Below are 18,799 nucleotides of genomic sequence, written 5' to 3'. Positions count from 1 at the left end.
GAATCGGAGACGGTGTCACGGCTTGGGACCAATGATCCGGCCGGTCGGCTCCATGGGCGTGCCTTTTGGAACCCAAGCATGGCCAAACCGTGCCGGCGGCGGAAAATCCGGCCCGCAGTGTGTGGATGGCGGGGGGGCCGCTGGCCCGGCTTATTTCAGGGCGTCGAAGCCGGGGCCGAAGCCGTTGAGGCTCAGCGGAATGCCGATGCCTTCCTCGGGGGTCTGGAAGATGATGAAGGTGGCCATCTTGCCGGCGCGCAGGCGGCCGATGAGCGTGTCGTCCATCACCACCTCGGCGACGCAGCCGTTGGGCAGGCAGCGCACGAAGCCGGCGCGGCCCACGTCCGCATCGTCGATCTTGAGGCCGAGGCCGGAAGGCAGCAGCACGCCGAGGGGGGCAAGCACGCGCAGCAGGCGGCTCTTCTGGTCGGCGGTGCGCAGGATGATGACGGTGAGGCCGACGTTGGGCCGGTCGTCCGCCTGCACGCTCTGGAGCAGGACGCACTGCTCGCTCTGGGCGCCGGGCGGCGTGTCGCAGCGGATCTGCCACTCGCCGAAGGTCTGCTTCACCACGCCCTGGGCGGCGGCGGGCGTCGCCTGGCTGACGCCGAGGAGCAGGCCGATGAGGGCGGCCGCCGGCGCAAGGGCGCGCATCCGGGGCAGCGCCGAGGCAATCAGGCGGAAGGGCAGCATGGGCATCACCAAACAGGGCTCCAGCCAAGCAAGCAGGATGCCTGCGGCCGTTGAAATGTCTCGTCTGTGCTTAAGGAGCCTGCCGTCCATGTCAAGAATGAGAACGCCCGGCTCCTTCTCCTGAGGATGTTTCCATCCCCGCGGCATGAAGCGTGAATCGGGTGGACGTTTTCTAAACGCCGGTGCCGATGCACATCCGCGGCGCCTTCCAATCCGACTTTGTGTCGCATGTGGGGCAGGGGTGTGCTGATTGCGGCTCGTCGCAAATTTGTGTTTGATGTAAATCAAGAAAGAAGCCAAAGCGCCGCTGTGCGGTAAAAGTGCACGGCAATCACGGGTTGTGTGCCCGGGCGTTTGGGCGCCAGGGAAGACACGTCCGGCGGCTCTGCCGCCCTCGGAGAGGGCCTAAGATGATGTCATTGCGCCGCGCCGGTGCGCTCGCCGTTGCTGCCTCCTGCTGGATGGGCCTGTCGCTTGCGGCCGCCCATGCAGGATTGGGGCAACCGTCCGACTGGCAGATGAACCTTCAGCAGGCGGCGACGCCGGTGATGGAGAGCATTCGCTCCTTCAACACCTTCCTGCTGGTGATCATCTCGTCCATCGTGCTGTTCGTGCTCGTGCTGCTGGCGATCTGCATCGTCCGCTTCAACGAGAAGGCCAATCCGGTCCCTTCCAAGACCACGCACAACACGCTGCTGGAAGTGGCCTGGACGGTCGTGCCGGTGATGATCCTGGTGGCGATCGCCATTCCCTCCTTCCGCCTGCTGCATCTCGAGCTGCACACGCCCGAGCCGGACATGACGGTGAAGGTGACGGGGCACCAGTGGTACTGGTCCTACGAATATCCCGACAATGGCGGTTTCGGCTTCGATTCGCTGATGGTCGCGGAGAAGGACCTGAAGCCCGGCCAGCCGCGCCTGCTGGCGGTGGACAATGAGGTGGTGGTGCCGGTGAACAAGGTGGTGCGCATCCACGTCACCAGCGCCGACGTCATCCACTCCTTCGCCGTGCCGTCCTTCGGCGTGAAGATCGACGCGATTCCGGGCCGCCTCAACGAGTCGTGGTTCAAGGCGACCAAGGAAGGCGTGTATTATGGCCAGTGCTCGGAGCTCTGCGGCCGCGACCACGCCTTCATGCCGCTGGCGGTGCGCGTGGTGAGCCAGCAGGATTTCGATGCCTGGCTGGCGCAGGCCAAGCAGAAGTTCGCCGACACGCAGGCGCCGGTGCCCACACAGGTGGCGGACGCCGCCCCGGCGCGCTGAGCTTTCCGCCCGCCGTAGCATGCGGGCGGGCGATCTGACATTCGCGGGTGGCGCATCGCCATCCAGGGGCCGCCCCGGCGGCCCGCATCAGGGATCAGGGCAGGCCGCGAACGCCGACGGCGCCCTTCGGGATCGAGGACTGGACCATGGCCACTCAGGCAGCATCCTACGGCGCCCATGACGACCACGTGCCGACCGGCTGGCGGCGCTGGGTGTTCTCCACGAACAACAAGGACATCGGCATCATGTACCTGATCTTCGCCATCGTGGCGGGGATCGTGGGCGGCGCCCTGTCCATCGGCATCCGGCTGGAGCTCATGGAGCCCGGCCTCCAGTACTTCAAGAATCCGCAGACCTTCAACGTCTTCACCACGGGCCACGGCCTCATCATGATCTTCTTCATGGTGATGCCCGCGCTGATCGGAGGTTTCGGCAACTACTTCGTGCCGCTGATGATCGGCGCCCCCGACACCGCCTTCCCGCGCATCAACAACATCGCCTTCTGGCTGCTGGTGCCGGCCTTCGCGCTGGCCATCATGTCGCTGTTCGTGGAAGGCGCGGCGGGCTCGGACGGCTTCGGCGGCGGCTGGACCATCTATCCGCCGCTCTCCTCCAAGCTCGGCCATCCCGGCCCGGCCATGGATCTGCTGATCTTCTCGCTGCACGTGGCGGGCGCTTCGTCCATCCTCGGCGCGATCAATCTCATCACCACCATCTTCAACATGCGCGCCCCCGGCATGACGCTGCACAAGATGCCGCTGTTTGCCTGGGCGCAGCTCATCACCGCCTTCCTGCTGCTGCTGTCGCTGCCCGTGCTTGCCGGCGCCATCACCATGCTGCTGACGGACCGCAACTTCGGCACCACCTTCTTCGATCCGGCGGGCGGCGGCGACCCGATCCTGTTCCAGCACCTGTTCTGGTTCTTCGGCCACCCCGAGGTCTACATCCTCATCCTGCCCGGCTTCGGCATCATCTCGCACATCATCTCCACCTTCTCGCGCAAGCCCGTGTTCGGCTATCTCGGCATGGCCTATGCGATGGTGGCCATCGGCGTGGTGGGCTTCGTGGTGTGGGCGCACCACATGTACACGGTGGGCCTGTCCGCCTCGACCCAGTCCTATTTCGTCGCCGCGACCATGATCATCGCGGTGCCGACGGGCGTGAAGATCTTCTCCTGGATCGCCACCATGTGGGGCGGCTCGCTGCAGTTCCGCACGCCCATGCTGTGGTCGATCGGCTTCATCTTCCTGTTCACGGTGGGCGGCGTGACCGGCGTCGTGCTCTCCAACGCCGGCATCGACCGCTCGCTGCACGACACCTATTACGTGGTGGCCCACTTCCACTACGTGCTTTCTCTGGGCGCCGTCTTCGCCATCTTCGCCGGCTGGTACTACTGGTTCCCGAAGATGAGCGGTTACATGATCCCGGAATTCTGGGGCAAGCTGCACTTCTGGGTCACGTTCATCGGCGTGAACATGGTGTTCTTTCCGCAGCACTTCCTCGGCCTTGCCGGCATGCCGCGCCGCTATGCGGACTATCCGGACGCCTTCGCCCACTGGAACTACATCTCCTCCATCGGCTCCTACATCTCGGGCGTCGCGGTGATCATCTTCCTCATCGGAACGGCGCTGGCCTTCGTCCGCAAGGAGAAGGCGGGCGACAATCCGTGGGGGGCGGGTGCCACCACCCTCGAGTGGACCCTTCCGTCTCCGCCGCCGTATCACCACTTCGAGGTGCTGCCGCGCATCAAGTGAGGTCCGCCGGAGCGGGGCAGGGGTCCGCCCCTGCTCCGTCCGGGTCCGCTCCGGCCATGCGCCGGACGCCGGTCACCTCCAGAGTGCGGGCGCGAGGGGCAGGGCTTCAGGGTTGCGTTGCCTCCCCTCTGGCGGCATTGAAGCGGGCCGGCCTCCGGTTTTTCCCGGAGGCCCAGTTCCGGCCCCGGCGTCCGGCACGGCGCCGGGCCGGACCCGGTGGATGAGAAGTCATGAGCGACGTGAGCGTAGGATTGAACGAGAATGCGGGGCGCAGCCTCGCACCGCAGGCCTCGGAAGGGCTTGGAACCCCGCGGGACTACATCTCCCTGCTGAAGCCGCGCGTGATGTCGCTGGTGATCTTCACCGCGCTCGTCGGTCTCGTGCGCGCCCCTGATCACGTTCATCCCGTCATCGCCTTCACCGCCATTCTCTGCATCGCGGTCGGCGCCGGTGCCGCCGGTGCGCTCAACATGTGGTGGGACGCGGACATCGACGCCGTCATGTCCCGCACCCAGCGCCGCCCCATTCCGGCCGGCCGCGTCACGCCACGGGAGGCGCTCGCCTTCGGCCTGACGCTGGCCGCCTTCTCGGTGGTCGTGCTGGGCCTCCTGGTGAATGTGCTGGCCGGCGCGCTGCTCGCCTTCACCATCTTCTTCTACGTGGTGGTCTACACCATGTGGCTGAAGCGCTCGACGCCGCAGAACATTGTCATCGGCGGCCTTTCGGGCGCTTTGCCGCCCATGGTCGCCTGGGCGGCTGCGTCCGGCAGCATCAGCCTCGAGAGCGTCATCCTCGTCGCCATCATCTTCTTCTGGACCCCGCCGCACTTCTGGGCGCTGTCCCTCTACCGGGCGGATGACTATGCCCGCGCCGGCGTGCCCATGCTGCCGGTGACGGCGGGGCCGGACGAGACGCGCAAGCAGATCCTGCTCTACACGCTCTTCCTCGTGCCGCTGGCCCTCTCCCCGGTGATGCTGGGCGAGGCGGGCCTTGCCTATGGCGTCGTCGCGGGCGTCACCGGCCTCGGCATGCTGCTGCTGGCGGTGAATGTCTATCGCCGCCGCACGGGCCCCGCCGCCGTCACCGCCGCCAAGAAGCTCTTCGGCTTCTCCATCCTGTATCTGTTCCTGCTGTTCGCCACCCTTCTGGCGGAAGCGCTGGTGAGGGGGATGTGAGCCCTTGGGTCAGACGGTGAAGCGAAAGCCGGCCCCGCCGCCGGAGCGCAAGACGCCTCCGGCGCCGCCGCCCCCCGAGGACGGCGTGGTGCTGACCCCCGAGCAACTGCGCCGGCGGCGCGCCCGCTCCATCGCGATCGCTTCCGTGCTCGGCTTCCTGGTGATCCTCTTCTACGTGGTCACCATCGTGAAGCTGGGACCCGGCGTGGTGTTGAACCGACCCTTGTGAGGTAGCCATGGACACGCGCGAGACCGCCGAGAAGACCGCCGGGGCCGAGCCCTCCGCCGATGTCTCGCGCGCGCCTCGTGCCTCCCGCCGCAACGGCCGGGTCGTGGTCGGATGCGTGCTCTTCGTCGCCGCCATGGTGGGCGTGACCTACGCCTCGGTGCCGCTCTATCGCGCCTTCTGCAGCATGACCGGCTTCGGCGGCGCCACCCGCACCGCCGAAGGGGCGGCGACCAAGGTGCTGGATCGCAAGATCACCGTGCGCTTCGATGGCAACGTCGCCCCCGGCCTGCCGTGGGACTTCCGGCCCGAAGCCACCAGCACCGAGGTGAAGGTCGGCGAGACCAGCATGGCCTATTACTTCGCGGCCAGCCGCGGCAGGTCCGAGACCTATGCCAACGCAACCTATAATGTGATGCCCTCCACGGCGGGCGCCTATTTCGTGAAGCTGCAGTGCTTCTGCTTCAACGAGCAGAAGCTGGAGGCGGGCGAGAAGGTGGACATGCCCGTGGTCTTCTACATCGACCCCGCCATCGCGGATGATCCGGAGATGGACGGGCTCACCACCATCACCCTGTCCTACACCTTCTTCCCTGCGGCGAAGCCGGCGGCGGCGCAGGCTGCCGCGCCCGCTCCGAAGCAGAAGGTGCCCATGTGACGACAGGGCCCATGTGACGATCGGGCCCCTGACGCGGGGCGTGGCATCTCGCCGCGCCGAGGACACGCAAGGGTTTCAAGACCAACCATCCGCGCCAGATCGGCGCAGATGTGGCATACTGGAAACGGGATAGAAGGGGAGGCCGCGTCAGATGGCCGAAGGACACGCCAAGCATCACGATTACCACGTGGTCGATCCGAGCCCGTGGCCGATCATCGGAGCCATCGCCGCCTTCGTCGGCGCGTCCGGCGCGGTGCTGTGGATGCACGGCGGCTCGGCACTGCCCATGTCGCTGGGCCTGCTCGGCATCTGCTACACCATGTTCGGCTGGTGGCGCGACATCGTGCGCGAAGGCCATATTGGCTTCCACACGAACGTGGTCCAGATCGGATTCCGCTACGGCACGATCCTCTTCATCGCCTCCGAGGTGATGTTCTTCGTCGCCTGGTTCTGGGCCTTCTTCGATGCCTCGCTCTTCACCGGCGAGGCCATCAACTACCAGCGGATGGAGTTCACCGGCGGCGTGTGGCCCCCCAAGGGCATCGAACCGCTCTCGCCCTGGCACCTGCCGCTGCTCAACACCCTTATCCTGCTCACCTCCGCCACCACCCTCACCTGGGCGCACCATGCCCTGCTCGAAGGCGACCGGCAGGGCGTGAAGTGGGGCCTGTGGTGCACCGTCGGCCTCGGGTTGATCTTCAGCCTCTGCCAGGCCTACGAGTATCTCCACGTCCATTTCGCCTTCTCGGGCAACATCTACGGCGCCACCTTCTTCATGGCGACGGGCTTCCACGGCTTCCACGTCATCGTCGGCACCATCTTCCTGATCGTCTGCCTGCTGCGGGTCTATCTGGGCGACTTCACGCCGCAGAAGCACTTCGGCTTCGAGGCGGCGGCCTGGTACTGGCACTTCGTGGACGTGGTCTGGCTGTTCCTCTTCACCTTTATCTATGTGTGGGCAGCCGCCGGCCACGGCGGGCACTGATCCTGCGCCACATCCGGAAAAAGGGGCGGCGCATCGGCCGCCCCTTTTTGCTGCCGGCGGAGGTCCCATGAATTCCGAGCATTATTACGAGCCGGTCTCCCCGATCGCCGCCGGCCTTGCCTGCCGCTGCCCCCGCTGCGGCCGGGGCAAGCTCTACAAGGGCTTCCTCGATCTCGCCCCGCGCTGCGAGGCCTGCGGCCTCGACTATGGCTTCATCGATGCCGGCGACGGGCCGGCCGTGTTCGTCATCCTCATTGGCGGCGCGCTGGTGGTGGTGCTGGCGCTGTGGGTGGAGGTGAAGTACGAGCCGCCCCTCTGGCTGCATGCCCTCCTCTGGATCCCGGCCATCCTCGGGGTGACGCTCGGGCTGCTGCGCCCCTTCAAGGCGGTGCTGATCGCCCTGCAATATCGCAACAAGGCCGCGGAGGGCCGGCTGAGCGGCGGAGACGGGCCACCGTGACGGACGCCCTGGAAGCGGAGCGGCCACCGGCGGGGCGTATCTGGCCGCTGCTGCTGGCCGCCGGCTGCGCCTTCCTCATCCTCATCGGCCTTGGCACGTGGCAACTGGAGCGGCGGGCGTGGAAGCTGAACCTCATCCGCCAGGTGGACAGCCGGGTCGAGGCACCACCTCACGCACTGCCGCCGCCCTCGGGCTGGGCGGGCCTCACGCGGGCGCGGGACGAATATGACCATGTGACCGCCACCGGCACGTTCGACCACGGCAAGGAAACGCTCATCTACACCGTGCTCTCGGATGCGGCGGGGCCGCAGAAGGGGCCGGGCTTCCTCGTGGTGACGCCGCTGCATCTGGCGGGAGGCGGCACGGTGCTCGTCAATCGCGGCTTCGTGCCCGAGGCGGCGCGTGCGCCAGCCCAGCGGGCGGCGGGGCAGGTGGCGGGCCAAGTGACCGTCACCGGCCTGCTGCGCTTTCCGGAGGAGGCGAGCTATTTCGTCCCCGCCAACGATCCCGCCCGCAATGCCTGGTATCGCCGCGATCCCGTGGAAATCGCCGCCGCGCGGGGGCTCACCGGCGCCGCGCCGTTCCTGATCGATGCCGACGGCACGCCCAATCCCGGCGGGCTGCCGCAGGGCGGCGAGACCCGCCTCGCCTTCTCCAACCGGCATCTGGAATACGCTTTGACATGGTACGGGCTCGCGGCCGCCCTCGTCGGCGTCACCGTCGCCTACCTGCTGCTGCGCCGCCGCGCGCACCGTGCCGCTTCCTGAGGACACGCATCCCGCCCGACCTTCCCCACGCCAGCCCCGTCCGCCAAGATGCGGCGCGGAGGACGCAGAATGGCGCGCACGGATGCGATCGTACTCGGGGCGGGAATCGTCGGCGTCAGCGCCGCCCTGCATCTTCGCGAACGCGGGCTCTCGGTCACGCTGATCGACCGCGCGCAGCCGGGCGAAGGCACCTCCTTCGGCAATGCGGGCGTCATCGAGGGCAGCGGCCTCCTGCCCACCTCCTTGCCCTACGACCCGGTGGTGCTGCTGAAGCATGCGCTCAAGCTCTCGCCCCAGAGCAACTACCGGCTCGGGGCGCTGCCGGGGCTCGCGTCGTGGCTCATCGCCTATTTCAAGGCCTCCGCGCCGGCGGCGCAGGCGAACATCGCCCGCGACCTGCGCCCTTTGATGGCGCAGGCGCGAGGTGAGCATCGCCGGCTGGCGGAAGAGGCGGGTGTGCAGGGCCTGCTGTCGCCCACCGGCTATCTGAAGGTCTATCGCACCGCCGCCGATTTCGCCGCCACCTCCACCGAGCGGCAATTGGCGGACGACCTCAACATCCCCTTCCGGGTACTGGACGAAGCGGGCGCCCGCGCTCTGGAGCCGCTGCTGACGGGGCCGTTCGCCGCCGCCATCCACTGGCCGGATTGCGACAATGTGAGCGATCCCGGCGGGCTGGTGAAAGCCTATGCCCGGCTGCTGGAGCGGCGGGGAGGCCTGCTCGTGCGCGGGGATGCCCGCAGCCTCCGGCGCAGCGGCAGCCTCTGGCGCGTGGAGACGGCGGAGGGGCCCGTGGATGGCCAGATCGCCGTGGTGGCGCTCGGCCCCTGGAGCCTCGATGCGCTGAAGGGCCTCGGCCTCCCCCAGCCGCTGCCGCTGGCGGTGAAGCGCGGCTACCACATCCATTTCGAGCCGAAGCCCGGCCAGTTTCTCAGCCGGGGCATCGTCGATCGCGCCGGCGGCTTCGCCCTGCAGGGCACCAAGGGCGGCATCCGGGCCACCACGGGCATCGAATTCGCCCGCCGGGATGATCCGGCGACCCATCGGCAAGTGCGGCAGGTGATTGCCGGCGTGCGCCGCCTCGTGGACGTGGGGCCTCAGGTTCACGCCGAGCCGTGGCTCGGCTTCCGGCCCGCCTTTCCGGATTCCAAGCCGGTGATCGGCCGGGCGCCCGGCCATGCCGATCTCTTCCTCGACTTTGGCCACAGCCACTGGGGCCTGACGCTCGGTCCCGTCTCGGGCCGTCTGCTGGCGGATCTGGTGATGGGCGTCACGCCCTTCACCGATCCGACGCCGTTCTCGCCCGCGCGTTTCGCCACGGCCTGAGGGCGGCCCGCGTCAGCGGGTGTAGAAGGCGGCCGGCCGCTGGCCTTCGCGGAAATAGCCATAGAGCGCCGCGACGCCCGCCGCCTGCACCAGAAGCCCCGGCAGCAGCGCGGCGAGGTCCATGAAGGTCACGTCGCCGGGCGTGATCATGCTGCGGATGGAAAACTGGCAGAAGGCGGTGACGGCCACCCACACCGCCAGCGCCAGCGGCACCAGCGTCAGCGCATGGCGTGAGCGCAGGATGGTGAGCGCCACCGTCGTCACCGCCCAGACATAGAGCACGAATTGCGGCACCAGGCCGAGCCGCAGCATCTGCGCGGAGGCGGACGAGCCGGAAAACGAATCCGCAATGGCGGAGAAGGCTCCCTGCGGCCCCATGGCCGAGATGAGCGTGAACAGGCCGGCCAGCGGAACGGCGGTGATGCCGCAGGCGCACCAGAAGATGATGGCCAGCAGGCCGCCGAGGGCGCCGGGCTGCGCGGAGCGGCGGCGGGGCTTCGGGATCGGCGGCAAGGCGGACATGGCGGCTCCTGAAGAGGCGAGGCTCCAGGGCGGAGCCGGTTCGCGGCTGATCTAGCACAGGACGGCGCGAAATCAGCCTCGTCCCCGCACCGCGCCCGGAAACAGGTCGCGCCAGGCGGGCTGCGCGCCAGGGAAGGGCAGGGCCGTCGCCTCATAGACCGCCCGTGCCACTGCCCGCGCCAGCACCGCCGCCGCCGTGGTGCCGATGGCGAGGAGATCGCCGATGGGGTCCGAGAGCGTCGCCTGCCCGGTGGCCAGAGCGAAGACGCAGTCGCCATCGAGCGGCGTGTGGACGGGATAGAGCGAGAGGGCGAGCCCATCCTGCGCCATCACCGCGAAGTGGCGGGTCTGGGCGCTGGTGAGATCGGCATCCGTCGCGACGACCGCGATGGTGGTGGCGGTCTTCGGCGTCGCGCCCTTGAGATGGATGCCGCCGCCGTCCGCCGGGAGCGGCACGGGCAGGCCGAGGCCGCCGAACTCGCCGTTGCGCTCGAAGGGGGCGGCGCGGAAATGCGGACCCTCGCCCATGAGCGGGCAGCCCAACGCGTTCACCGCCACCAGCGCGCCCACGCGATGGCCGGTTGGCGCGATCGCGGAGGCCGAGCCGAGACCGCCCTTCACCCGGGCCGTGGTGGCGCCCGTGCCGGCTCCGACGCTGCCCAGGGCGAAGTCCTCGCCCGCTGCCTCGGCGGCCGCGTAGCCGAGGTCGCGATAGGGCGAATGCCGGCCCCAGTGCTTGTCGCCGCCGTTCAGGAGATCGAACAGGATGGCCGAGGGCACGATGGGGACGCGGATGTCCTTCACCAGATAGCCGCGCCCGTGCGCCGCGAGCCAGCTCGTCACGCCGGAGGCGGCGTCGAGCCCATAGGCCGAGCCGCCGGAAAGCACGATGGCGTCCACATGGGGCACGGTGGCGGCGGGGTCGAGCAGGTCCGTCTCGCGCGTGCCTGGCGCGCCGCCGCGCACGTCCACCGCCGCCACGGCGGGCGGATGGCACAGGATGGCGGTGACGCCGGAGCCGAGCTTCAGGTCGGTGGCATGGCCCACCGTCAGGCCGGGCACGTCGGTGAGGAGATTGCGCATGGCGGCACCGGGGAATCAGGACAGGACGGCAGGGTAGGGCGGGAGGGCGCGGCTTCACAACGCGGGGAGGCATGGGGCGCGGGGCTTGCCGCTGGCGCGCGATGGGGCCAAGACACGGGAGCCCGCCCGTGCGGAGGCGGGGCGTAGCACCCAAGGGTCCGATGGCCGACGTTTCGCTGCCCGCCGCCTTCCTTGCCGGCCTTGCCAGCTTTCTCTCCCCCTGCGTGCTGCCGCTGGTGCCGCCCTATCTGTGCTACATCGGCGGCGCGACCCTCGACGACCTCACCAATGCCGAGCCGCTGCGTCAGGTCGCCCGCCGGGCCTTCTATGGGGCGGTGCTGTTCGTCTCCGGCTTCACCGTTGTGTTCGTGCTGCTGGGAGCGGGGGCATCCGCCATCGGCAATGTGCTGCGCGCCCATCTCGACACGCTCTCGCTCATTGCCGGCATCGCCATCATCCTGATGGGCCTCAACTTCCTCGGCGTGTTCCGCATCGCCTTTCTGTCGCGCACCGCGCGCGCCCATGTGGCGGAGCCGACGGGCGTATGGGGCGCCTTCGTGATGGGCCTTGCCTTCGCCTTCGGCTGGACCCCCTGCCTCGGCCCGGTGCTCGGGGCCATCCTCGCGGTCGCGGGCTCGGAGGCGACGGTGACGAAGGGGGCAGCGCTGCTCGCGGTCTATTCCGCCGGCCTCGGTGTGCCCTTCCTGCTGGCGGCGCTCGCCGTGCGGCCCTTCCTCAAGAGCCTCACCCACATGCGGCGCTTCCTGCCGGTGGTGGAGAAGGTGATGGGCGGCGTGCTGGTGCTCACGGGCATCGCCTTCCTGTCCGGCGGCATCGCCAGCATGAGCTACTGGCTGCTCGAAACCTTCCCCATCCTCAGCACGCTCGGCTGAGGATCTCGATCAGGAACTGGCGTCCCGCAGGCGCGGGTTGGGCGCCTTGGCCGCGTTGCGCGCGCCGAGCGCTGCGTCGATGCGGGCGAGCGTCAGCTGGGTCTCGCTCTCGACCGTGCGCGAGAGGGCAAGGCGCTGGCCCTCCTCGGCGATCTGCCGGCAGGCATCGGGATTGGCCCGGCACCAGGCGATCTTCTCCTTGAGGTCGGAGAGGTCCGCCTTCACCGGCACATAATGGATCCACGGCACCAGCGCGTCATAGAACCACTGTCGGAAGCCATAGGGCGAGGCGACCTTGATGACGCAGCAGCCGAGCAGCAGGCGCGAGAAGAAGTTCATCCAGGCGGCGGAGAAGCCGTCGATGTCGATGGCATAGCGCACCTTGGCCCAGCTCAGCGGATCGAGGCGCTCCTTGCTGATGCCATAGGGCGCGAGGTCGGCCCGGCCGGCGAAGGCGACGTCCACGCCCGGCTCGTCGCGGAGCGCGAGGCACATGCGCACCCGCTGGCGCAGCATGGGGTTGCCGGCGTCCATCCAGCTGTGGGCGATCTCGCCCTGGCCGGACGGCGCCCCACGCCAGCGCACCACGTCCTCGCGCTCCGCCCATGGCACGCTATGGGCGATGGCCCGATAGGGCGCATAGATGCGCGGCGTCATGAAGGAGCGATCTGGCACCAGAACGGCGTCGGGATGGTTGGAGCAGAATGTGAGGACGCGGGGCGTGGCGCTGTGGTCGGCGAGGCTCGTCTCCAGCGCGTCCGCATTCGAGCGGGAGGCGAAATAGGCCATGATGGCGCCGCGCTTCCAGAGGCTGTTGATGCGGTCGCGCTTCAGGAGCTCGCCGCCGGCGGTCGCCACCAGCCAGCGCCCGTCATTCTCGAAGGAGAGGCCGTCCTCGCGGCCGGCACCGGCATTCACCCAGACCCGGCGTCCGGCGGGCACCACGGTTCCGAAGCGCGCGGCCACCATCGCCCGCAGCACAGGCCCGGGTACGGCTTGGAACAGGAGGTCGGATAAAGCGGCCATCGGCTAGGGCTTATAAGGCCAATACCCCCCTGTCCGGTAGGGGGCAAATGCTCCACGGCGCGAACGTGATGGGCCTGCCGTCGCGGAATTCGAACCGCTCCGGCGCAAAAGAAAACGCCCGCGCACGGCGCGGGCGTCTCCCTGTCAGATGGATATGATCGGCAAGGCCGGGTCAGAGTTCCGAATAGCCGCCGTCCTTCCAGACGTAGACCACATAGTCGAGCTTGGTCAGGTCGCCCTTCTTGTCGAAGGCGAGCGGGCCGAGCACGGTGTTGAAGGTGGCGCCGGAGTGCATGTAGTCGGCGACCTTCTTCGGGTCGAGGGATTTCGTGGCCTCGGCCGCCTGCTTGATGATCTGCACGGCGGCGTAGGAATAGAGCACGTAGCCTTCCGGATCGATGCCCTTGGCCTTGAAGCGGTCCACCACTTCCTTGGCGGCGGCGTTCTTGCGCGGATCGGGGCCGAAGGTCATCAGCGTGCCTTCGGCGCCGGGGCCGGCGATGGTCCAGTATTCCTTGTCGGTGATGCCGTCGCCGGAGAACAGGACGGTCTTCATGCCCTGATCGCGCATCTGACGCACCAGCAGGCCGGCTTCCGGGTGCAGGCCGCCGTAATAAAGCACCTCGACGCCGGCCGCCTTCAGCTTGGACACGAGAGCGGAATAGTCCTTCTCGCCGGGCGTGATGCCCTCATAGACAACTTCCTTCACGCCACCCTTGTTGATGGCCTTCTGCGTCTCGTCCGCTAGGCCCTTACCATAGGGGGTCTTGTCGTGGACGATGGCGATCTTCTTGTCCTTCAGGTTCTTCAGGATGTACTCGCCGGCCACCGCGCCCTGCTGGTCGTCGCGGCCGCAGGTGCGGAACACGTTCCAGAGCTTGCGCTCGGTGAAGGTCGGGTTGGTGGAGGCGGGCGTGATCTGGAGGATGCCGCCTTCCTCATAGTTGGTGGAGGTCGGGATCGAGACGCCCGAGTTGAAGTGGCCCACGACGTATTTCACGCCGTCGGAGATGAATTTGTTGGCGACGGAGGTTCCCTGCGCCGGGGTGGAGGCGTCGTCGCCCACGAACACCTGGATCTTCTGGCCGAGGATGCCGCCGGACGCATTGATGTCCGTGACGGCCTGCTCGACGCCGTTCTTGAGCTGGGCGCCGAAAGCGGCATTCGGGCCGGTCATGGGACCGGCCACGCCCAGCTTCACCTGGGCCTGAGCCTGGGCCGCGAAGGCCAGGCCGGCGCCAAGCGCAAGACCGGCAAGTAGAAGCTTCCTCATCCGTATCTCCTCTGGTTTTTCCAGCGGTCGCGAGACGGAACCCGCGAGGCCGGCTGCAACGGGCAGATGTGTGACTGGTACAGTCGATTCAGGGACGTGGATGCCCGCCATTCTGCCGCAAATCCGTCCCCTGTCGATGGGGGAGGCGGGGCTGCGGCAGCGTGGCGTTCAGCCCTGGCGCGGACGCCAGGCGAGGGGGCCGGAGCTCTCGTAGAGCCAGCCGTAGCGAAGCGTCATCTGCTGCTTTCGCACCGTGCGGAATCCAAGGCTCGCGATGGAAAGCAGGATGACCAGCTCGACCAGGAAATACTTCAGCGACAGCAGCGTGCCGTGGAACAAGGCGAAGTGGCAGAAGCGCACCGCGCAGGTCACGAGCACGGAATAGACGAACACCAGCAGGAAGGGGCTCCACACCTTCGCCACCGCGCGCCCGGACATCCAGGCAGCGCCGCCGCCGAGGAAGACCGTCACCAGCAGGAAGTCGCCGAGGGACACCTCGACCACCCATTGCGGATGCAGCACGAAGGCCGCCACCACCGCGACCAGCGCGATGACAGGCAGCAGCACCATGGGGGCCCAGCGGCGGCCGGGATCGGGAGAGGGGGCAACCATGGCTCAGTGTCCTCCTTCCAGATACGCGGCCTTCACCTCGGGCCGCTCCAGCAGTTCCTTGCCGGTGCCGCTCATGGTGACGGTGCCGTTCACCAGCACATAGGCCCGGTGGGCGAGCTTGAGTGCATGGTAGGCGTTCTGCTCCACCAGGAAGACGGTGAGGCCCTCGGTGCGGTTGAGGTCGCGGATGGCGTCGAAAATCTGCTTCACGACCAGCGGCGCGAGGCCGAGCGAGGGCTCGTCCAGCAGCAGCAGGCGGGGGCGGGTCATCAGCGCGCGGGCGATGGCGAGCATCTGCTGCTCGCCGCCCGAGAGGGTGCCGCCGCGCTGGTACAGACGTTCCTTCAGGCGCGGGAAGAGCGCGAACATGCGCTCCAGATCCTCCTGGAAATGGGCGTTGCCGTCCACGGCCGCACCCATCTGGAGGTTCTCATAGACCGTCATGCGGCCGAAGATGCGCCGCCCCTCGGGAGACTGGGCGATCTTGAGGCGCATGATCTCGTGGGTTGGCATGCGGGTGATGTCCCGCCCGTCGAAGATCACGGACCCTTCGCGGGCGCGGGGGGAGCCGCAGACGGTCATCATCAGCGTGGACTTGCCGGCGCCGTTGGCGCCGATGAGGGTGACGATCTCGCCCTCGTTCACTTCCACGTCCACGCCCTTCAGCGCGACGATGTTCCCGTAATAGGTCTTGACCCCCTTCACGGAGAGCAGCGCCGTCATAGGCCCACCTCCGCTTCCACGGCCTCGACCGCATCCTCGTCCACGCCGAGATAAGCGGCGATGACGGCGGGATCGGAGCGTACCTCCGCCGGTGTGCCGTCGGAGATCTTGCTGCCGTATTCCAGCACGATCACATGGTCCGAGATTTCCATCACCACCGACATGTCATGCTCGATCAGCAGCACCGAGGTGCCGTAATCGGCGCGGATGGACAGGAGCAGCGTGTTGAGCGCGGCTGATTCCTTCGGATTGAGGCCGGCGGCGGGCTCGTCGAGGCAGAGCAGGACGGGCTCGGTGCACATGGCACGGGCGATCTCCAGCCGCCGCTGGTCGCCATAGGGCAGGTCGCCGGCCGGATCGTCGGCGCGGGCCATCAGGTCCACCTTTTCGAGCCAGTGCAGCGCCCGCTCCACGCCTTCCTTCTCCTGGCGGCGCCAGGAGGGCAGGTTGAAGAGGGCGGAGGGCGCCATCATGCCGGAGCGGATCAGCTTCTGGTGCTGCGCCACCATGAGGTTTTCCAGCACCGTCATGCCTGAGAACAGGCGGATGTTCTGGAAGGTGCGGGCGACCCGCGCCTGAGCCGAGACCTTGTGGTCCGGCAGGCGCTCCAGGAGATAGAGCGCACCGTTCTCGGTCTTCGCCCCGGCCTGGCCGTTGGCGGTCAGCGCCTGGAGCTCCGCCGGGCTCGGCGGCGCCTCGTGGGCGAGGGCGAGCCGCCCCAGCGTCGGCTTGTAGAAGCCGGTGATGCAGTTGAAGGCGGTGGTCTTGCCCGCGCCGTTCGGCCCGATGAGGGCGGTCACGTCGCCGCGTCCCACGGTGAAGGACACGTTGTTCACCGCCACCAGACCACCGAACCGCATGGTGAGGTGGTCCACGGTCAGGATGGGATCGGTTTCCCAGCGTCTCATCCGTGGCCCTCCTTCACCAGATCGCCGGACACCGTCTTGCGCTCCTTCAGGAAGATGGTGGCGAGGCGGCCCGACACGATGCCGCGCGGACGCCAGACCATCACCGCCACCATGGCGAAGCCGAAGATGAGCATGCGGTAGAGGGTGGGATCGAAGTCGGGGCCGAGCAGCCAGTCGCTCTTCAGGAAGGTGAGGTTCCGCAGCATCTCCATGCCGCCGATCATGAAGACGGCCGCCGCCGCCACGCCCATCTGCGAGCCCATGCCGCCGAGCACGACGATGGCGAGGATCATCGCCGATTCCATGAAGGTGAAGCTCTCGGGCGAAACGAACCGCACGCGCACCGCGAAGAAGGCGCCCGCAAAGCCGCCGAACATGGCGCCGGTGGCGAAGGCCGTGAGCTTGGTGAGCGTGGTGTTGATGCCGAGCGAGCGGCAGGCGATCTCGTCCTCGCGCAGCGCCTCCCATGCCCGGCCGACCGGCATCCGCCGCAGCCGCAGCGTGGCGAGGGCCGTGAGGGCCGAGAGCGCCACGATGACGAAATAGAGGAAGATGATGCGGTGCATCGGGTCGAAGGTGAGCCCGAACAGCGCTGCGAACCCGTCGTCTCCGGACGAAAAGGGAATGCCGAAGAAGGAGATGGGCGGGATGGAGGCGATGCCGGCCGCGCCGTTGGTGAAATCCGTCCAGTTGATGAGGACGAGGCGGATGATCTCTCCGAAGGCCAGCGTCACGATGGCGAGGTAGTCGCCCCTGAGGCGCAGCACCGGGAAGCCGAGGATGACGCCCCAGAGCGCCGCCAGCAGGCCGCACACCGGCAGGCAGACCCAGAAAGACCACAGCGCCCAGAAGTTCTCGCCGAGGTGGCCGGCCATCCAGTCATTGATCGGTACGGACGTGGACAGGAGCGCGAAGGCATAGGCGCCCACCGCATAGAAGGCCACGTAGCCGAGATCGAGCAGGCCGGCGAGGCCGACCACGATGTTGAGGCCCCAGCCCAGCATCACGTAGGAGCCGATATAGATGCCGAGGTCGATCCAGTAGCGGCTGGGGGTGAGGCCGCCCGAGAGCAGCACCGCCAGCAGCGGATAGAGGATGGCGATGGCGAAGAAGGCACTCTTCGCGAAGGGTGCCATCTGGTTGCCGACGACGGCCAGCGCCGACGGGCCGGACTTCGTGGCCTTCACGCGGCCCTCGCGCCAGAGCGTGAGGTTGAGCACCAGCCGCAGGCCCGCCACCAGCAGGGCGAAGATGGTGACGAGGCCGAAGCGGTAGGTCAGCGTCAGCGGCCCGCTGCCGCTTTCGGTGGCGCGGAAGCCGACGAGCGGCAGGAGCAGGAGGAAGGTGAGGACACCGCTCACCACCGCGTCCTTCAGCGCGGCGGCAAACGGGGCGGGGGGCGCAGAGGCGGCCCCGCCCTTGGTCGGAGCGGCGGCCATCAGACCTTCTCCACTTCCGGACGGCCGAGGAGCCCCTGAGGCATGAAGATGAGCGTGATGGCAAGGATGGAGAACGCCGCCACATCCTTGTATTCGATGGAGAAATAGGCCGACCAGAAGGTCTCGATGAGGCCGATCAGCAGGCCGCCCAGCACCGCGCCCGGCAGCGAGCCGATGCCGCCGAGGACGGCGGCGGTGAAGGCCTTCACGCCGGGCACGAAGCCGTCGTTGAAATTCACCACGCCATAATACATCAGGTACATGGTACCGGCGACGGCGGCGAGCATGGCGCCGATGACGAAGGTCAGGGAGATGGTGCGGTCGACGTCCACGCCGAGCAGCGCCGCCATCTTGCGGTCCTGTTCGCAGGCGCGCTGGGCACGGCCGAGGGGCGTCTTCTGCACGAGGTACCAGAAGCCGGCCAGCAGGGCGACGGTCACGGCCATGATGACGATCTGCTTGTAGGCCAGCGTCACCTGGTAGCCGTTATTGTCCATCAGCACGATCACGTCGGGAATGATCGGAGGCAGCGGCTTGTTGCGCGGGCCCTGGGCCACCTGCACGAAGTTGGCGAGCAGGATGGACATGCCGATGGCGGAGATCATGGGTGCGAGGCGGAAGGAGCCGCGCAGCGGGCGGTAGGCGACCCGCTCGATGGTCCAGGACAGCAGTCCCGTGAACAGCATCGCCACCACGAGGACGATGGCGAGCACGAGGAAGATGGACGAGATGCCGAGCACCGTGGTGAGCAGCAGGAAGGCGATGAGCCCGATGAACGAACTGACCATGAAAACGTCGCCATGGGCGAAGTTCACCATGCCGATGATGCCGAACACCATCGTGTAGCCGATCGCGATCAGCCCATAGATGGAGCCGAGCGTCAGCCCGTTGATGAGTTGTTGCAGAAAGACGTCCATACGTCTGGTGCCCCTCGTTCTGGTCCGCCTATTGTTTAGACGTGCCTCATGTATGGGCACAACGGACCGATGCGACTCATAGCGTGGCTCGGGTGGA

General features: G+C 67.8%; 20 protein-coding genes. 10 read left to right on the top strand and 10 right to left on the bottom strand.

Going from position 1 to position 18,799, the window contains the following annotated elements:
• Window positions 1-150 precede the first annotated feature (150 nt).
• Complete coding sequence (locus AZC_RS15300; RefSeq protein WP_244421726.1) at window positions 151-693, bottom strand: invasion associated locus B family protein; 543 nt, start codon at window positions 691-693, stop codon at window positions 151-153.
• Between the two features lie 410 nt (window positions 694-1,103).
• On the opposite strand from AZC_RS15300, the gene coxB reads away from it, so the two are divergent.
• From coxB to AZC_RS15255, 9 genes are all read left to right on the top strand, one after another.
• Window positions 1,104-1,955 carry a cytochrome c oxidase subunit II gene (gene coxB, locus AZC_RS15295; RefSeq protein WP_043879437.1) on the top strand — a complete coding sequence of 284 codons (852 nt, stop codon included), beginning with the start codon at window positions 1,104-1,106 and terminating at the stop codon, window positions 1,953-1,955.
• A gap of 146 nt (window positions 1,956-2,101) precedes the next feature.
• A complete protein-coding gene (ctaD, locus tag AZC_RS15290; RefSeq protein ID WP_043879436.1) occupies window positions 2,102-3,709 on the top strand; it encodes a cytochrome c oxidase subunit I in 1,608 nt (535 codons plus the stop codon).
• 230 nt (window positions 3,710-3,939) lie between these two features.
• Window positions 3,940-4,884 carry a heme o synthase gene (gene cyoE / locus AZC_RS15285; protein ID WP_012171482.1) on the top strand — a complete coding sequence of 315 codons (945 nt, stop codon included), beginning with the start codon at window positions 3,940-3,942 and terminating at the stop codon, window positions 4,882-4,884.
• A 4-nt stretch (window positions 4,885-4,888) separates the two neighbouring features.
• Entirely contained in the window at window positions 4,889-5,113 is a 225-nt protein-coding gene (locus AZC_RS15280; RefSeq protein ID WP_012171481.1) for a hypothetical protein, read from the top strand.
• A 7-nt stretch (window positions 5,114-5,120) separates the two neighbouring features.
• Window positions 5,121-5,768 (top strand): cytochrome c oxidase assembly protein, encoded by a 648-nt coding sequence (locus AZC_RS15275; RefSeq protein ID WP_012171480.1) that lies wholly within the window; start codon window positions 5,121-5,123, stop codon window positions 5,766-5,768.
• 151 nt (window positions 5,769-5,919) lie between these two features.
• Window positions 5,920-6,753 (top strand): cytochrome c oxidase subunit 3, encoded by an 834-nt coding sequence (locus tag AZC_RS15270; RefSeq protein WP_012171479.1) that lies wholly within the window; start codon window positions 5,920-5,922, stop codon window positions 6,751-6,753.
• 67 nt (window positions 6,754-6,820) lie between these two features.
• Window positions 6,821-7,213, top strand: coding sequence for a DUF983 domain-containing protein (locus tag AZC_RS15265; protein ID WP_012171478.1), 393 nt, complete (start codon window positions 6,821-6,823; stop codon window positions 7,211-7,213).
• Complete coding sequence (locus AZC_RS15260) at window positions 7,210-7,980, top strand: SURF1 family protein (protein WP_012171477.1); 771 nt, start codon at window positions 7,210-7,212, stop codon at window positions 7,978-7,980. The genes AZC_RS15265 and AZC_RS15260 overlap by 4 nt, the downstream gene beginning before the upstream one ends.
• Window positions 7,981-8,049: 69 nt before the next feature.
• Window positions 8,050-9,306, top strand: coding sequence for an NAD(P)/FAD-dependent oxidoreductase (locus AZC_RS15255; RefSeq protein WP_043879435.1), 1,257 nt, complete (start codon window positions 8,050-8,052; stop codon window positions 9,304-9,306).
• 12 nt (window positions 9,307-9,318) lie between these two features.
• Here the strand turns inward: AZC_RS15255 and AZC_RS15250 are convergent, their stop codons facing one another.
• A complete protein-coding gene (locus tag AZC_RS15250) occupies window positions 9,319-9,828 on the bottom strand; it encodes a hypothetical protein (protein ID WP_012171475.1) in 510 nt (169 codons plus the stop codon).
• Window positions 9,829-9,900: 72 nt separating this feature from the next.
• Window positions 9,901-10,911 (bottom strand): P1 family peptidase, encoded by a 1,011-nt coding sequence (locus tag AZC_RS15245; protein WP_012171474.1) that lies wholly within the window; start codon window positions 10,909-10,911, stop codon window positions 9,901-9,903.
• A 161-nt stretch (window positions 10,912-11,072) separates the two neighbouring features.
• On the opposite strand from AZC_RS15245, the gene AZC_RS15240 reads away from it, so the two are divergent.
• Window positions 11,073-11,804, top strand: a complete 732-nt coding sequence (locus tag AZC_RS15240) for a cytochrome c biogenesis CcdA family protein (RefSeq protein ID WP_043880364.1) — start codon at window positions 11,073-11,075, stop codon at window positions 11,802-11,804.
• 9 nt (window positions 11,805-11,813) lie between these two features.
• Here AZC_RS15240 and AZC_RS24485 read toward each other — a convergent pair whose 3' ends face one another.
• From AZC_RS24485 to AZC_RS15205, 7 genes are all read right to left on the bottom strand, one after another.
• Window positions 11,814-12,830, bottom strand: a complete 1,017-nt coding sequence (locus tag AZC_RS24485) for a glycosyl transferase family 90 (RefSeq protein ID WP_012171472.1) — start codon at window positions 12,828-12,830, stop codon at window positions 11,814-11,816.
• A gap of 172 nt (window positions 12,831-13,002) precedes the next feature.
• Complete coding sequence (locus tag AZC_RS15230) at window positions 13,003-14,103, bottom strand: branched-chain amino acid ABC transporter substrate-binding protein (RefSeq protein ID WP_043879434.1); 1,101 nt, start codon at window positions 14,101-14,103, stop codon at window positions 13,003-13,005.
• A gap of 168 nt (window positions 14,104-14,271) precedes the next feature.
• On the bottom strand, window positions 14,272-14,715 hold the full coding sequence (locus tag AZC_RS15225; RefSeq protein ID WP_012171470.1) for a DUF6867 family protein: 444 nt from the start codon (window positions 14,713-14,715) through the stop codon (window positions 14,272-14,274).
• Window positions 14,716-14,718: 3 nt separating this feature from the next.
• A complete protein-coding gene (locus AZC_RS15220; RefSeq protein ID WP_012171469.1) occupies window positions 14,719-15,438 on the bottom strand; it encodes an ABC transporter ATP-binding protein in 720 nt (239 codons plus the stop codon).
• Window positions 15,435-16,346 (bottom strand): ABC transporter ATP-binding protein, encoded by a 912-nt coding sequence (locus AZC_RS15215; RefSeq protein ID WP_012171468.1) that lies wholly within the window; start codon window positions 16,344-16,346, stop codon window positions 15,435-15,437. The genes AZC_RS15220 and AZC_RS15215 overlap by 4 nt, the downstream gene beginning before the upstream one ends.
• Window positions 16,343-17,785 carry a high-affinity branched-chain amino acid ABC transporter permease LivM gene (gene livM / locus AZC_RS15210; RefSeq protein ID WP_012171467.1) on the bottom strand — a complete coding sequence of 481 codons (1,443 nt, stop codon included), beginning with the start codon at window positions 17,783-17,785 and terminating at the stop codon, window positions 16,343-16,345. Before livM ends, AZC_RS15215 begins: the two co-directional genes overlap by 4 nt.
• Window positions 17,785-18,702 carry a branched-chain amino acid ABC transporter permease gene (locus tag AZC_RS15205; protein WP_012171466.1) on the bottom strand — a complete coding sequence of 306 codons (918 nt, stop codon included), beginning with the start codon at window positions 18,700-18,702 and terminating at the stop codon, window positions 17,785-17,787. Before AZC_RS15205 ends, livM begins: the two co-directional genes overlap by 1 nt.
• Between the last annotated feature and the right edge of the window lie 97 nt (window positions 18,703-18,799).

Origin of the sequence: Azorhizobium caulinodans ORS 571 (assembly GCF_000010525.1) — a bacterium.
Classification (GTDB): domain Bacteria; phylum Pseudomonadota; class Alphaproteobacteria; order Rhizobiales; family Xanthobacteraceae; genus Azorhizobium; species Azorhizobium caulinodans.
Note: the sequence above shows the minus strand (reverse complement) of the source record. Positions and strands in the feature narration are given on the sequence as shown.